At 70.9% G+C, this 14,106-nt stretch carries 12 protein-coding genes; 5 read left to right on the top strand and 7 right to left on the bottom strand.

The features are described from left to right. Positions 1–35: 35 nt before the first annotated feature. The 3 genes from FZ046_RS17470 to FZ046_RS17480 form a co-directional block, all read right to left on the bottom strand. The gene (locus FZ046_RS17470) at positions 36–2,045 is read right to left on the bottom strand and encodes an MFS transporter (RefSeq protein WP_070351529.1); all 2,010 of its coding nucleotides are present in this window, start codon (positions 2,043–2,045) and stop codon (positions 36–38) included. A gap of 125 nt (positions 2,046–2,170) precedes the next feature. Continuing rightward, positions 2,171–2,401 (bottom strand): deoxyribodipyrimidine photolyase, encoded by a 231-nt coding sequence (locus FZ046_RS17475; RefSeq protein ID WP_070351528.1) that lies wholly within the window; start codon positions 2,399–2,401, stop codon positions 2,171–2,173. Between the two features lie 83 nt (positions 2,402–2,484). Then, the gene (locus FZ046_RS17480; RefSeq protein WP_070351527.1) at positions 2,485–3,054 is read right to left on the bottom strand and encodes a TetR/AcrR family transcriptional regulator; all 570 of its coding nucleotides are present in this window, start codon (positions 3,052–3,054) and stop codon (positions 2,485–2,487) included. Between the two features lie 109 nt (positions 3,055–3,163). Here FZ046_RS17480 and FZ046_RS17485 point away from each other — a divergent pair, with 109 nt between their 5' ends. After that, on the top strand, positions 3,164–4,342 hold the full coding sequence (locus FZ046_RS17485) for an FAD-dependent monooxygenase (protein ID WP_070351602.1): 1,179 nt from the start codon (positions 3,164–3,166) through the stop codon (positions 4,340–4,342). Between the two features lie 59 nt (positions 4,343–4,401). Then, positions 4,402–5,604: an NAD(P)/FAD-dependent oxidoreductase gene (locus FZ046_RS17490; RefSeq protein ID WP_070351526.1), complete on the top strand. Its 1,203-nt coding sequence runs from the start codon at positions 4,402–4,404 to the stop codon at positions 5,602–5,604. Position 5,605: 1 nt separating this feature from the next. On the opposite strand, the gene FZ046_RS17495 is transcribed toward FZ046_RS17490, so the two are convergent. Both FZ046_RS17495 and FZ046_RS17500 read right to left on the bottom strand, forming a co-directional pair. Beyond that, positions 5,606–6,022, bottom strand: a complete 417-nt coding sequence (locus FZ046_RS17495; RefSeq protein WP_070351601.1) for an ATP-binding protein — start codon at positions 6,020–6,022, stop codon at positions 5,606–5,608. A 201-nt stretch (positions 6,023–6,223) separates the two neighbouring features. Continuing rightward, the gene (locus FZ046_RS17500; protein ID WP_070351525.1) at positions 6,224–9,118 is read right to left on the bottom strand and encodes an MMPL/RND family transporter; all 2,895 of its coding nucleotides are present in this window, start codon (positions 9,116–9,118) and stop codon (positions 6,224–6,226) included. Positions 9,119–9,418: 300 nt separating this feature from the next. On the opposite strand from FZ046_RS17500, the gene FZ046_RS17505 reads away from it, so the two are divergent. Next, positions 9,419–10,135, top strand: a complete 717-nt coding sequence (locus FZ046_RS17505; protein ID WP_070351524.1) for a hemerythrin domain-containing protein — start codon at positions 9,419–9,421, stop codon at positions 10,133–10,135. Positions 10,136–10,147: 12 nt separating this feature from the next. On the opposite strand, the gene FZ046_RS17510 is transcribed toward FZ046_RS17505, so the two are convergent. Beyond that, entirely contained in the window at positions 10,148–10,711 is a 564-nt protein-coding gene (locus FZ046_RS17510; protein WP_070351523.1) for a GAF domain-containing protein, read from the bottom strand. Further along, a complete protein-coding gene (locus FZ046_RS17515; protein WP_070351522.1) occupies positions 10,708–12,096 on the bottom strand; it encodes a cytochrome P450 in 1,389 nt (462 codons plus the stop codon). Before FZ046_RS17515 ends, FZ046_RS17510 begins: the two co-directional genes overlap by 4 nt. Positions 12,097–12,568: 472 nt before the next feature. Between FZ046_RS17515 and FZ046_RS17520 the strand changes: the two genes are divergently transcribed. Next, entirely contained in the window at positions 12,569–13,477 is a 909-nt protein-coding gene (locus tag FZ046_RS17520) for a manganese catalase (RefSeq protein ID WP_070351521.1), read from the top strand. A 97-nt stretch (positions 13,478–13,574) separates the two neighbouring features. Next, positions 13,575–14,105 (top strand): SRPBCC family protein, encoded by a 531-nt coding sequence (locus FZ046_RS17525; protein WP_070351520.1) that lies wholly within the window; start codon positions 13,575–13,577, stop codon positions 14,103–14,105. The last annotated feature ends 1 nt before the right edge of the window (position 14,106 follow it).

Raw genomic sequence — 14,106 nt, forward strand, 5'->3', positions numbered from 1 at the left:
CGTGCCGGTCGACGCGAAGGGCGCCCAAGGGAAAGTCAGCGGGCGGCGACGGCCTCCGCGTCCGTCCTCTCCGGCGTGTCGGCGTCCTCGCGCGGCTCGGGCACCAGCAGCACCGGTGTGGCGGTGTGCGCCACCACGGCGGCCGCGACGCTGCCCTCGAATCTGCCGAACAGTCCGCTGCGTCGGTGCGGGCCCAACACCAGCAGGCTCGCGCCATGCGCATCGGCGGCGTCGACGATGCCGCGCCATGTCGGCGTGGCCTCGATCGTCAGCGCGCGGGCCGTCATTCCGGCCCGGCGGGCGATCTCGGCGCCGCGCTCCGCGGTGCGTTCGGCGGCGCGTCGCACGTCGCTGGCGCGGTCGGCGTCGACGTGGTCCGCGGTGACGGGGGTGAAGCCGACCTCCACGGGTTGCCAGACGCAGACCACGACGGCGTCGCGCTGCGCACCGAGCCGTGAGGCGGCCTCGGTGATGGCGTGATCGGCGAGATCGGTTCCGTCGTAAGCGAACAGGACGGGTCCGGTGCCGGGGACGGCGTCCGCCGCACGCGTCGTCGCGGGTGCCGCGGGCACGTGGGCGACGGGTGCGCCCTGCGGTGTCGAGCGCAGCCGGGCCAGCAGTGGCGGCGAGTCCCAGGCGGGTTCGTCGCCGTCGAGGAACCGGTCGAGGTCCGGGGTCTGTGGACGGGCACCGCTCAGCGCGTACACCGCGACGCCGAAGACGGCGCCACCCACGGCGAGGCCGAAGCCGACCCACAGTGCGATGCCGGTGCCCTCGACGAGGTCGTCGGAGATCCGGGTCGCGAAGTACGCGAAGACCGGCGCCACCATGAATGCCGCGACGGCGCGCAGCAGTTCGATGATCGCGAACACGCGCTGCAGGCTGTTCGACTGCAGCGAGAAGCCGGCGACGAACAGTGCCGGGGCGACCGTGGCGCCGAGCGCGAGGCCGGTGAGCGCGGCCGCGAGCAGGGCCAGTGGTTGGTTGGCGGGCAGGGCGAACCGGAACACGGCGATGCCCGCGGCGAGCAGTGCCATCCCGACCAGGGGCAGGTAGTGCATGGCGCGGCGGGAGATGACGAACCCGAACACGACGGCCATGACGATCGCGCCGCCCAGTTCCGGTAGGTACAGCAGGCCGACGTGCACCGGGCCGTAGCTCTGCAGGAACACCGCGGCCGTCAGCGCCGTCGCGGCGACCGACGCCGCCGCGGCGAACAACGCGACGCCCACCCCGGCGACGGGGATGGCGCTCGTCAGCATGGTCCGGATGGTGAGCAGCGGCCGGCGCGCACGGAACTGGTAGACGATGAGCACCACGATCAGCGCGAGTCCACCGAACATCGGGCCGGTGACGGCGACGTCGGTGATTTCGTGGCTCGTGAGCTGTGCGGCGCCGACGAACGCCGCCGTGCAGCCGACGGTGGCCAGCGCGATCGCCGGCAGGTCGCGCGGGGCGTCGCAGTCGGCCGGCGGTGCGTCATCGAACGTCAGCGCGGCCAGCAGCAGGGCGAGCCCGGCGATACCGGCGACGATCCAGAACAGCGGGCGCCACGCGCCGGCCTCGGCCTGCGCGCCGCCGATGAACGGTCCGAGCGCGACGGCGCCGAACACGCACATGTTCATGATCACCGCGGTGTTGCGCAGCTTCTCACGCGGGAAGCCGATCGTCAGCGGCGGCGCGGCGGCGATCAGCAGCATGCTGGTGGCCAGACCCTGCAGCACGTGGCCGCACACGAAGACCGTGCCATTGGGCGCCGACGCGGCGACCACCGAGCCGACGACGAGCACGACCGCATACGCGAGGAGCATGCGACGCTGCGGAAGATGCTGGGCGAATTGCACGGCCAGCACGGTGCCGACCGCGTAGGCGGCGTTGCCGAGTCCCGAGCTGAGCGTCATCGTCTGCGCGCTGGTGTGGAGTTGCTCGGTGATGATCGGCACCAGCGGGTCGATCGCGGCGGAGAGCGCCAGATACGGGATGAGCGCGAGCGTGACCATGGCGGCCACGGCGGGATAGCGCCCTGCCAACGGGCCCTGGCGCATCAGGCGGCCTCGGTGGGTCGTCGGCTGCGGCGTCGGATCGTAGGCGAGTCTGGTCTGAACACGATGGTCCGAAACGTTACATCGAGTACCTATATTCCGGCGCTCGACGTGGTGCGTCTCACCGGTCAGGCCGACCGCTTGGACGGGATCACGATGACGACGATCAGCGTGAGGATCGAGAAGAAGAGGCCCAGGACGCCCCAGCCCAGGGCGCTGCGACCCTTGGTGGCGGCGATGACGGCGCAGACGATCGCGGCGATGATGCTGCCGATCGCCACGAAGATTCCCTTGATGCCGCGCAGGATGAATCCCGCGGCCTCGGGTTGCGCGGCGGCCAGGACGACGTCGTGGAGCATGGCTCCTCCTCGTGGGTATCGGGGCCGGTGCGGCCAACGACACGGATACCCGGGGCGGGGCTCCCGACGCTGGGAATGCGCTGTCAATCGGGCGCGGCGACCGCGGCGTCGATCAGGAGCCGTGCCGCCGCGTCGACGCGTGTGCGCTCCCGGGTGACAAGCAGGTCCTGGCACAGGCCGCGCAGCCCGGAGACGACGAGCGTCGCGCGGCGGGTCGCCTGTTCGGCCGTGAAGCCGGCGTCACGGAAGGCCGCGGCGACGGGATCGAGGAGCAGTCGCACCGACGTGAGCGCATGTGCGCCATAGGTTTCCGGGTCGGTCACCGAGAGGCTGAGCACCTGCAGCAGCAGGCGCACGCTGTGCCGCTGGGAGCCGCGGGTCAGGGCATGCCACAGTCGGGTGACGGCGTCGGTCAATTCCTTCGGGTCGCCGACGTCCTGGAACAGCGCGCCGACGTCGGGCCGGCTGTACTCGAGTGCCTGCGCGACGAGTCCGCGGCGGTCGCCGAAGTAGTAGAGCAGCATGCGCTTGCTGGTGCCGACGGCTTCGGCCAGCGGCGCGAGGGAGAGATCGCCGATGCCGGTCCGCTCGAGGTGGTCGACGATCGCGCGCAACAGCTCGTCGCGCCGCGCGGGGTCCGGGGGGCGCGCCACGGCCTTGACCGTACCGATCGGTACACGTAACGTCAATGATGTACCGATCGGTACGTCAATAGACGAAGGAGGTGGCGCCATGAGCGAGGCGACCACGGAAGGCGCGGCCCTGCGCGTGGCGGTGATCGGTGCGGGCATCGGCGGTCTGACCGCGGCGATCGCGCTGCGCGCGGCAGGAGCCGACGTCGCGGTGTACGAGCGGGCGTCCGAACTCAAGGCGCTCGGAGCCGGCGTCGCGATCGCTCCCAATGGATCCCGCGTCCTCGAGTCCCTCGGGCTCGGCACGGCGATCGACGCCATCGCCGGACGCGTCACCGGCTACGCCTACCGAACGTGGACGGGCACGCCGCTGGTCGACGACCCACGGACGCTCTCCCTCGGAGATCCGGGGAGGACGTGGTTCCTGCACCGGGCGGAGTTCCAGCAGGCGCTCGTCGCGGCCCTGCCGCGCGGCGTGGTGCGGCTCGGCCGGCGGTGCGTCGGCGTCGCCGACTCCGCCGACGGTGTGCGCGTCGACTTCGCCGGCGGGGACGCCGCCGTGGCGGACCTCGTGGTGGCTGCCGACGGCATCCACTCCCGGCTGCAGACGGTGGTGGCGGAGCCGGCCGCGCCGGTCAGCGAGGGCATCATGGCATACCGCGGCCTCGTCCCGACCGAGCGGCTGCGCGGCGTCGTCGACGCCGCGGCCAGCTCGATGTGGCTCGGGCCGGACCGCAGCTTCCTGGTGTACCCCGTGTCGGCGGGCCGCCTGCTCAACGTGGTGGCGTTCGTGCCGACCACTCTGGACGTCGAGGAATCCTGGACCGCACCGGGCGACGTCGCCGAACTGGCCGCGGCATACGCCGGGTGGGACGACCGGGTGCGTGCGGTCATCGCCGCGATGGACGAGACGTTCCGGTGGGGCATCTACGACCGCGAACCCCTCGATCGGTGGTCGACCGGGCGCGTCACGCTGCTCGGCGACGCAGCGCATGCCGTTACCCCGCATCTGGGGCAGGGTGCGAACCAGGCCGTCGAGGACGCCGCGACGCTCGCCGAACTGCTCGACGGCGCCACCGCCGCGGACGTGCCCGCGGCGCTCACGGCCTACGAGGCGCTGCGCCGGGACCGGACGCGGCTGGTTCGCAGTCAGGCGCGGGCCGCAGGCCGGATCTACCGGTCGGCCGACGTGACGCCCGGCGAGCAGGCGCGGCTGCTGCGGGAGATCTACGGCAGCATCGAGATCGACACCCACGACGCCCGGGCGCTGGCGCGGCGCGCGCGGTCGGAGGTGGCGCTGCCGCACTAGCCGGGGGCGCTTCACCGAACGGTTCGATTCCGCCCTCGCGGAGCGGGTAGTCAGCCGCCGTGTCCGACTCCGCGCGCCCCGACCGTGCCGTCGACGTCCTCGTCGTGGGAGGAGGCAACGGCGGCATCGCCGCGGCCGCCCGCTTCCTGCGTCGGGGCGTCACCGACGTCGCCGTGCTCGAACCGCAACTGGTGCACACCTACCGTCCGCTGCTGTCCTACGTGGGCGGTGGCGAGGCCACGATGGACGACGCCGAGCGCACGCAGCGCTCCGTGACGCCGCGCGGATGCACATGGCTCACCTCACCGGCGGTCGCCGTGGATCCCGCCGCGCGTACCGTGCGGTGTGCGGACGGCACGGTGCTCGCGTACCGCGACCTCGTCCTGGCCGCCGGGCTGGTCCCCGACGCCGGGGCACTCGCCGGCATCGACGCCGCCCTCGCGACGCCGGCGGTGGGCAGCAATTACGTCGACCGCGCCGAGGCGACGTGGGATGCCGTGCGGGCCACCCCGGCGGGCGGGCATGCGGTGTTCACCGTGCCGCGGCCGCCGGTCAGCTGCACCGGCACCACCCTCAAGCCGTTGTTCCTGGCCGCGGCGCACTGGCGGCGCGTCGGACGGAACGTCGACGTCACGCTGGCGGTCGACCGCGACGGCTTCCTCGACGTGCCCGCGATCGACGACCGGTTGCGCCGGCACCTCGACGCCCTCGACGTCCGGGTGCTGCACCGCACGGCGGTGACGGCGCTGCATCCCGATGACCGCGCGATCACAGTGCGCGACGCCGACGGCGCCGAGAGTCGGCTCGACTACGACATGCTGCACCTCGTCCCGCCGTTCCGCGGGCCCGAGTGGCTCGAGGCGTCGGACCTCGTCGCGCCGGACTCGCACGGGCTGGTGGACGTCGACCCGCGGACGTTCCGCCACCGCAGGCACGACGGCATCTGGGCGGTCGGCGACTGCGCGACGCTCGACACCGACCCGTCCGGAGGCGCGTTGCGCAAGCAAACGGCGATCCTGGTGGACAACGTCCTGGCCGAGCGCAGCGGGGCGGGCCTCACCGAGTACGGCGGATACACGGTGGCACCGATCACCACGGACGCCCACCGTCTGATCTTCGGCGAGTTCGAGCGCGGCGGCCGGTTGTCCTCGTCGTTGCCGTCCTTCGTCGACCCGCTGAAGAGCCGGCGCAGCACCTGGGCGTTCGACCGCTACGGCCTGCCCTCGACGTACTGGCACCTGATCCTGAAGGGCCGGGCCTGACTCAGCGCTTGGCGAGCGCCAGCTCGTAGCCCAGCAGACCGGGCAGGCCGTCGACACTCGGCCTGCCTAGCGGTGCGATCGACTCGGTGAGCGCGGTGAGCACGTGCCAGGCGAAGTCGCCGGCGGCGAGCACCTCCGCCGAGGTGTCACCGGTCGTGGTCACGGTGACGTCGAGGTGGTCGGGCGCATCGGTCACCGTCAGCGTGATGGTCGCGTCGGGCGCGTGCGCGGCGTTGATCAGGGCCGTGCACACCTCGCTGACGACCAGCTGCAGGTCCGCCGTCGCCTCGTCGGTCAGCGGGACGAGCGACGCGAGCGCCGCCACGATCGACCGGACGCAGTGCAGGTTGGCGAGGTCCGCGGCGAACCGCACCTCGACGGGGTCGAGGGTGGGGGATTCGAACTCGGTGTCGACCAACGAAGGGCTCCGATGCGCGGTCATGGCCGTGTGCGCGACACGACGACGTGGGGCGCCCGGGGCTCCAGCGCAGGAACGCCGACGCCTGCCAGGCGGCGTGTTCGACCACGATTATGCACGAGTGGCGCCGCGGATCCGGTGAGGCTCGCACGCGCGCCGGACGGGTCGGAGGCCCCGCTGTCGAGTCGGCGGTGCGACCAGTCAGGCGCCGGTGGCCGGCTCCGGTGTCCGCGGCGTGGGCCACGGTGACTTCACCGGCCGGGTACGCACCAGCCTGGGCCACCAGAACCACCGGCCGAGCAGCGCCGCGATCGACGGCATCATCAGCGAGCGCACCACCAGGGTGTCGAACAGCAGGCCCAGGCCGATCGTCGTGCCGACCTGACCGATCACCGTCAGCGAACTGACGGCCATCGAGATCATCGTGAACGCGAACACCAGGCCCGCCGACGTCACGACCGACCCGGTGCCGCCCATGGAACGGATGATGCCGGTCTTCAGACCCGCGTGGATCTCCTCCTTGAACCGTGCCACCAACAGCAGGTTGTAGTCCGCGCCGACGGCCAGCAGGATGATCAGCGACATTGGGAGAACCATCCAGTGCAGCTCGATGCCGATGAGGTGCTGCCAGATCAGCACGGACAGGCCCAGCGACGCGCCGAGCGAGACCGCCACCGTCGACACGATGGTCACCGCCGCGACGACGGCGCGCGTGATGATCAACATGATGATGAAGATCAAGGCGAGCGCGGCGATCCCGGCGATGAGGAGGTCCCAGTTCGCGCCGTCGGACATGTCCTTGAACGTCGCGGCGCTGCCGGCGAGGTAGATCTTCGACCCCTCGAGCGGTGTGCCCTTGATGGCCTCCTTCGCCGCGGTCTTGATGGCGTCGATGCGGGCGAGACCCTCCGGGGTGAGCGGATCACCCTCGTGAGAGACGATGAAGCGCACTGACTTTCCGTCGGGGGAGATGAAATTCTTCAGTCCGCGCTTGAAGTCCTCGTTGTCGAAGATCTCCGGTGGCAGGTAGAACGAATCGTCGTTGCGCGCGGTGTCGAAGGCCTCGCCCATCGCGCTCGAGTTCTCCGACGCCTCGGCCTGCTGATCCTGCATGCCCTTCTGGGTGGCGTACTGGGTCAGCATCATCGTCTTCATCGACTTCATGGTCTCGATCTGCTGCGGCATCAGCGCCACCAGCTGAGGCATGAGCGCGTCGAGCTTCTCGAGTTCCGGGACGAGCTGCTGGATGTCGTCGGTCATGGTGTCGATGCCGTCGAGGGTGTCGAACACCGACCGGATCGACCAGCAGACCGGGATGTCGTAGCAGTCCGGTTCCCAGTAGAAGTAGTTGCGCAGCGGCCGGAAGAAGTCGTCGAAGTTCGCGATGTTGTCCCGCAATTCGGCGACGTCGACGGTCATGTCCTTGGTCTTGGCGACCATCTCGTGGGTGATCGCCGCCATCTGGCCGGTCAGCGCCGACATCTTCTCCAGGGTGCCGATCGTCGTGTCCATGTCGGCGGCCTGCTTGAGCATGTCCGCGGCGCGGTCGGCGTTGTACTTCTCGTTCAGCTTCTGCGTCGTGCCCTGCATGCTGATCTGGAACGGAATCGTCGAGTGTTCGAGCGGCTTGCCCTCCGGGCGGGTGATGGCCTGCACCTGGCCGATGCCCAGCACCTTGACGACGGCCTTCGCGATCTTGTCGATCACGAGGAAGTCCGCCGAGTTGCGCAGGTCGTGGTCGGTCTCGACGAGCAGCAGTTCGGGGTTCATCCGGGCGGGGGAGAAGTGCCGTTCGGCCGCGGCGTAGCCCGCGTTGGCGGGCATGCTGGCCGGTAGGTAGTTGCGGTCGTTGTAGTTGGTGCGGTACCCGGGCAGCACCAGCAGGCCGATCAGGGCGAGCGCGATCGTCGCCACGAGGATCGGGCCCGGCCAGCGGACGACGGCCGCACCGATCTTGCGCCAGCCCCGGACCTTCATGGCGCGCTTGGGTTCCAGGGTCCTGCCGAAGCGGCTCATCACGGTCACCACGGCCGGGCCGAGGGTCAGGGCGGACAGGACGCAGACGACCATGCCGATGGCGAGGGGGATGCCCATCGTGTTGAAGTACGGCAGGTTCGTGAAGTGCAGGCAGAACGTGGCGCCCGCGATGGTGAGACCGGAGCCCAGCACGACGTGGGCGGTGCCGCCGAACATCGTGTAGTAGGCCTGTTCGCGGTCCTCGCCCATGCTGCGCGCTTCCTGGTAGCGGCCGATCAGGAAGATCGCGTAGTCCGTGGCGGCGGCGATGGCCAGGGTGACGAGCAGGTTGGTGGCGAACGTCGAGAGCCCGATGACGTCGTGGTAGCCGAGGAACGCCACCACGCCGCGCGTCGCCGCCAGTTCGAGGACCACCATCACCAGCACGATGAGCACGGTGACGATCGACCGGTAGACCAGCAGGAGCATGACGATGATGACCGTGAAGGTGACGGCCTCGATGAGGCGCATGCTCTCGTCGCCCGCGGTGGTCTGGTCGGCGGCCAGCGCTCCCGCGCCCGTCACGTAGGCGGTGATTCCGGGCGGCGCGGGCACGCTCTCGACGATCTGGTGGACGGCCTCGACCGATTCGTTGGCCAGCGACTCGCCCTGGTTGCCGCGCAGATACACCTGCACGTAGGCGGCCTTGCCGTCGGAGGACTGCGAACCCGACGCGGTCAGCGGGTCGCTCCACATGTCCTGCACGTGTTCGACGTGCCGGTCGTCGGCCTGCAGCTTGGCGATGATCTGGTCGTAGAACTGGTGCGCTGCATCGCCGAGGGCGTCCTGGCCCTCGAGCACCACCATGGCGGAGCTGTTCGAGTCGAACTCGCCGAAGACCTGCCCGACGCGTTTCATCGCGATCATCGACGGCGCCTCGTCCGGCGTCATCGACACCGACCGCATCTTGCCGACGTCCTCGAGTTGCGGGACGACGACGTTCAGCACGGCGATGATCGCGATCCAGCCGATGATGACCGGGACGGCGAGCATGCGGATGAGTCGTGGGATCGCCGGCCGGTTGCGGTTCTCCGGGCTCCGGAAGGGGTCGGTCGGCGCGTCGTGCGTGGGCGCTGTCATGCGGCGGTGTTCGCGCGGGTCATCGTGTCACCGTTCGTTCGCATCGATTCGGCCATGCCGAAGGGCGCCGACGTGGCGGCCGGCGGGACGGACCAGGGACGGGGGCGCTGCACGGCAGCGACTCGTTACATAGTACGACTAAACACTTGCCGTGCAAGTTCCTCGGGCATGAGGCCTCCCACACCTCGCCATCCGATGTGATGCGGGACACCGCAGCGGCGGCAACGACTCTCGGTGCACGCATCCGGGTTTGACCCCGACGCCACCGGGCAGCCCCGGGCGACGGAAAGGGGACGTGACATGACCACGTCGTTGGCGAACCAGAGCGAGGCGGAACTCGGCGGACCGGCCAGTGTCCTCGTCCGACAGAAGCGCGACCACGTCGAGCTGGACCGGCTGCTGCACGCGATCGACGCCGCGTCGGGTGCGCACCGGCAGGATCTCGTCACCGCGCTGTGCCGGCTGGTCTTCCCGCACGCCTTCGCCGAGGAGTCCGTGCTGTGGCCCGCGCTGCGCCGGATGCTGCCCGACGGGCCGGCGCTGACGCTGCGCATCGAGCAGGAGCACCAGCAGATCAACGAGATGTTCACCGAGCTGGAGTGTCTCGACCCCGATGGCGAGCCGTACCGCGCGCTGTGGTCCCGGATCACCGAGGTGCTGCGGGACGACGTCCGCGACGAGGAGGACGAGCTGCTGCCCCGGTTGCAAGCCGTCGCGTCGCAGCGGACGCTCGTGGGTTTGGGGCTGGCGTGGGAGGCGGTCCGGCGGACGGCGCCGACCCGGCCACACCCCGTGGTGGCCCGGCGCCCACCCGGCAACGTCGTCGCGGCGCTGCCACTCACCGTGCTCGACCGCAGTCGCGACCGGCTCGATCACCTGGCCCGGCACGCGTCGCCTCCGGTGAGCGGCACCGGCCGCGTCCTCAGCGGCGCGCTGGCCCGCGCGGCGGGGGCACTCGAACACATGCCGCCGCTGACCCGAGGTGAGGATCCCAGCACGGCCACCCGCAACCGCTGAGCGCTGCGACCGTCAGAGCCCCAGGACGGGGAAGTGCGCGGCCGACGTCGTCTGGACGACGTCGATCAGTGCGGCCGCCGAGCAGGCGAAGCGCTCGAACGCCGCCGCGTCGCGCTCTTCGTAGGCGCCGGCGACCGGTGCCCACGCGGCGAGCACTCCGAGCAGCCGGTCCGCCGTGGCCAGCGGCGCCGCCAGGACGCTACGCAGCCCGAGGTCACGGGCCCGAGCGGTCCAGGCGCCGGCGGCGTCCGCGGTGATGTCCGGTACCCGCACGACGCGGCGTCGTGTCCAGGCGTCGGCGAACGGACCGTCCTGGCAGGCATCGTGCAGCGCGTTGACGCGCTCGGCCACCCGGTCGCTGCCCACCGACGTGATCCGGCGGCCCGTGGTGGTCAGCAGCGTCACCCCGGCGCCCGTCGATGCGCGCCTCGAGGTCATCGCCTGATGGGCGATGGCGCGCAACGCCGACGTCAACGGCGGGACGGGCAGCGTGTGCGGCGTGGACGGTGGTGCCACCTTGGCGTCCCCAACATGGCGGCGCCGCACCGCGGCGAGGTTCACGGGCATGGCGGTCATGGCGACTCCGTTCGGGCGGTCGTCACCGTGTCAGGGACGAGGGCGGGCAGCCGCCGGCGGGCGGAGAATTCAAGCGTCAGTTGATTGAGGGTCATCGGTAGTGGCCGGCCGGGCGTCGGCCGCGGTGCCGAGGTGAGGTCGAGGTCCAGCGCGTCGAGGAGGTTCGCCAGCATGGTGCTGGTCGCGAACAGCACCAGATTGCGGCCGGGGCACTCGGCGGGGCCGGCAGAGAACGGCACCAGCTGCGGCTGTCGTTGAGCGCGTCCGTCGAGCCAGATGTCGGGGACGAATTCATGTGCGTACGGCAGTGTTTCGGGGTCGCGGTGGAAGGCGGGGACGGCGATCAGCAGGCCGGCGCCCGCCGCCACGGTGAAGCGCTCGGCGCCCTCGCCCCACTCGGTGTCGGCGGTGGTGTCCCGCAGGATGGCCGGCGTGGTGGGCCACAGCCGTACCGACTCCAGCACCGACGCGCGCAGGAATGGGCGCACGGTGGCCTGCCGGGGATCCGAGGACTCCTCGAGCGCGTGGGACATCTCCGCGGGATGGGTGGCCAACAGCGCCAGGGCGCGCAGCGACGCCATCCCGGCGGCGTCGAAGGCGAACAGCCACTGCGGCAGCTGACCCACGGGATCCAGTGCGCCGGCCGCGGGTACGGCGGCGAGCGCGCTCATCAGCGTGCCCGGCTCGGGGTCCTCCGCGTAGTCGTAGAGCGCGCGGAAGAACGCCGCGCGCTTGCGGTAGTGCGGCAGTGACAGGAAGGACCAGTTGCCGGCCTTGCGCAGCCGCAGCAGATCGTCGGTGATGGCCTCGTCGTCGCGGGCCCGGTCGCCGAGCGTCAGCCGGCGCACCGCGCGCCACCAGGCCCTCGTGAACGCCGACGAGTCGAGTCGGTGTCCGCCGGTGGCGCATTCGTCGACGAGTCGGCCGGCCTCGTCGGCAATCACGGCGGTGAACGACCCGGCGAGGTGGTGCAGCTCGGATCCAAAATCCAATACGGTTTCGTTGAATACGCGCCGCGGGCGGCGCAGCGCGCCCCGGGTAATCAGGACGCCGTGCGGCTGGAACCACTGCAGCGCCTTGCGCTTCTCCAGGTTGGCCGGGTGAAACGGGTCGGGGGCTCCGTCGAGGACGCGGCCGACGTCGGCGGGGTCGAGGATCACGACGATCCGGCGCCCGGGCAGCGCGAGTTCCACGGGGCCGCGGCCGTACCGTCGGCGCAACTGGTGGATGCGCCGGACCGCACGGGCGTCGGCCTGGGTCCGTTCGAGCAGGCGCACCACGGGCCGGCGCCGCGCGAGCACGCCGGCGGCGATTGAGGAGAAGCCCAGGTCGGCGAGGACGGCGAGTGCGGACGGGCCGGCGATCCGATGCGATCCGTGACTCATGGCGGCGCTGGTACCCGCGGCGTGCGGCCGCAAACGGCGGTCAGTCACCGCGTCCCGCGGTGGAGTCCGTGACCGTCGCGCTTCCTACGAAACCGGCTGCTTCCGAGGGGGTTTGGCCACCGGGCGTCCCCATGGCGGTCGGTGACACCGGCGGCCACCGCGAACAGGCCCCGATGCGGTCGGACGTCCGCACCACGGATGGAGGTGACCGGTGAGCCGCGCGCCAAACGTCGCTGCCGGTGACGCTTCGGAAAGTGGCTCGTCGCCCAGCAGCGGCAACTCCCCACCCCACGGGAGGCTCCGCGTCAGCCGTCCGCCGCGGTCGCGTCGGCGAACCGGTGCCCCGGCGCCGCCGATCCACATTGCGAACACCGTTCAGCTCTCGAACATTTCGCGCCACCGCGTCCGTTTCGCCCCGAAACGCCCGGGTAGCTGCCACGAACCGCTCACCACCGACCGAGGGGAGTCCTCAGTGTTCCGCCATACCGATTACCTGCAATTCGACGTCAAGCCGGAGAAGCCCGATCCGGTGTACGCCCGCAAGCTCCAGGAACTGCTCGGCGGTGCCTACGGCGAAATGACCGTCACCATGCAGTACCTCATGCAGGGCTGGAACTGTCGCATGAAGGGGAAGTACAAGGACCTCATCATGGACATCGCGACCGAGGAGATCGGTCACGTCGAGATGATCGCCACGATGATCGCCCGCCTGCTCGAGAGCGCGCCCGCCACCGACTCCACCATGAACGCTCTCGGCGATCCCGTCGTGGCCGCGGTGATGGGCGGCATGGACCCGCAGCACGCAATCGTGTCCGGTGGCGCGCCGACACTCTCGGACAGCCAGGGCGCGCCGTGGAGCGGCAAGTACGTCGTCGCGTCGGGCAACCTGCTCGCCGACTTCCGCGCCAACGTCGCCGCCGAGTCGCAGGGCCGCGTGCAGACCGCGCGGCTGTGGCACATGACCGACGACCCTGGCGTCAAGGCGATGCTGAAGTTCAACCTCGCCCGCGACACCTACCACCAAAACATGTGGCTGGCGGCGATCGAGGAACTGCAGGCCGACGGTGTGGAGGGCGTCGTGGCGCCCAACGACCTCCTCGACGAGGAATTCGAGGAGCACGCCAGCACGCTGTGGCATCTCTCCGACGGCACCGAATCCGACAAGGGCCGCTGGATCGGTCCGCTGCCCGACGGCCGGCACACCGGCCAGTTCCTCGCCGATCCGCAGCCCCTGGGCGACCTGCAGTCGGGTCCGCCGCCGGACCCGAAGCTGTACTGCACCTACGACGGTGGGATGGGCGAACCCCGCACCCCGTCGTTCGGCACCGAGAAGGGCGTCATGGGCAAGCTCAAGGACGCCATCGACCCGGACAAGACCTAGCCGGTCCGCGAGCGGTGTCCGACCCGGGGCCTGCGGTGCGTCCGCAGCTCCGGGGCGGAACCCGGCGCGAATCGTCGTCAGCACAGGGAGGTTTGGTGTGAACGTGTTCGACAACGCCAAGAGCCACGTTCGGCAGGCGGTCGAGAAGGTGACGCACACCGTCACCGAAAAGGTGTCCGACGCGGCGACGTCCGCGCCGCGGTCGCAGAGCATCACCATCGCCCGGTCGCGTGCCGAGGTGCTCGGTCTCTTCACCGACGCCGCGCGGCTGTCGGTGGTGTTCGGCGACGTCGCGGAGGTCGCCGACGTCGGGCCCGGCCGGTTGCGCTGGACGTTCGTCGTCGACGGCAGCGAGCGCGCGGCGTGGGACCGCGTGGTGTCGGCCGAGGGAGACCGGCTGCGCTACGTCGACGTCGACCCCGCCAAGGAGGTCGGCATGGACCTCCGGTTGCGCGACGCACCGGGCGATCGAGGCACCGAGGTGACCGCGCACGTCAGCGCGCCCGGGCCGGGGCCGCTCACGGGCGCCCTGACCTACAAGGCGCTGTACCGGGCCCGGGCGCTCCTGCAGACCGGCGAGGTCCCCACCATCAGGCACAACCCGAGCGCGCGCACGTCGCCGCGCTGAA

The sequence above is a fragment of the Mycolicibacterium grossiae genome (assembly GCF_008329645.1).
Lineage (GTDB): Bacteria > Actinomycetota > Actinomycetes > Mycobacteriales > Mycobacteriaceae > Mycobacterium > Mycobacterium grossiae.

What these genes read in the sequence shown, in the direction of transcription:
- FZ046_RS17470 (WP_070351529.1), bottom strand. Translation starts at nt 2,045, where the DNA reads ATGCGCCAGGGCCCGTTGGCAGGGCGCTATCCCGCCGTGGCCGCCATG.
- FZ046_RS17475 (WP_070351528.1), bottom strand. Translation starts at nt 2,401, where the DNA reads ATGCTCCACGACGTCGTCCTGGCCGCCGCGCAACCCGAGGCCGCGGGA.
- FZ046_RS17500 (WP_070351525.1), bottom strand. Translation starts at nt 9,118, where the DNA reads ATGACAGCGCCCACGCACGACGCGCCGACCGACCCCTTCCGGAGCCCG.
- FZ046_RS17505 (WP_070351524.1), top strand. Translation starts at nt 9,419, where the DNA reads ATGACCACGTCGTTGGCGAACCAGAGCGAGGCGGAACTCGGCGGACCG.
- FZ046_RS17510 (WP_070351523.1), bottom strand. Translation starts at nt 10,711, where the DNA reads ATGACCGCCATGCCCGTGAACCTCGCCGCGGTGCGGCGCCGCCATGTT.
- FZ046_RS17515 (WP_070351522.1), bottom strand. Translation starts at nt 12,096, where the DNA reads ATGAGTCACGGATCGCATCGGATCGCCGGCCCGTCCGCACTCGCCGTC.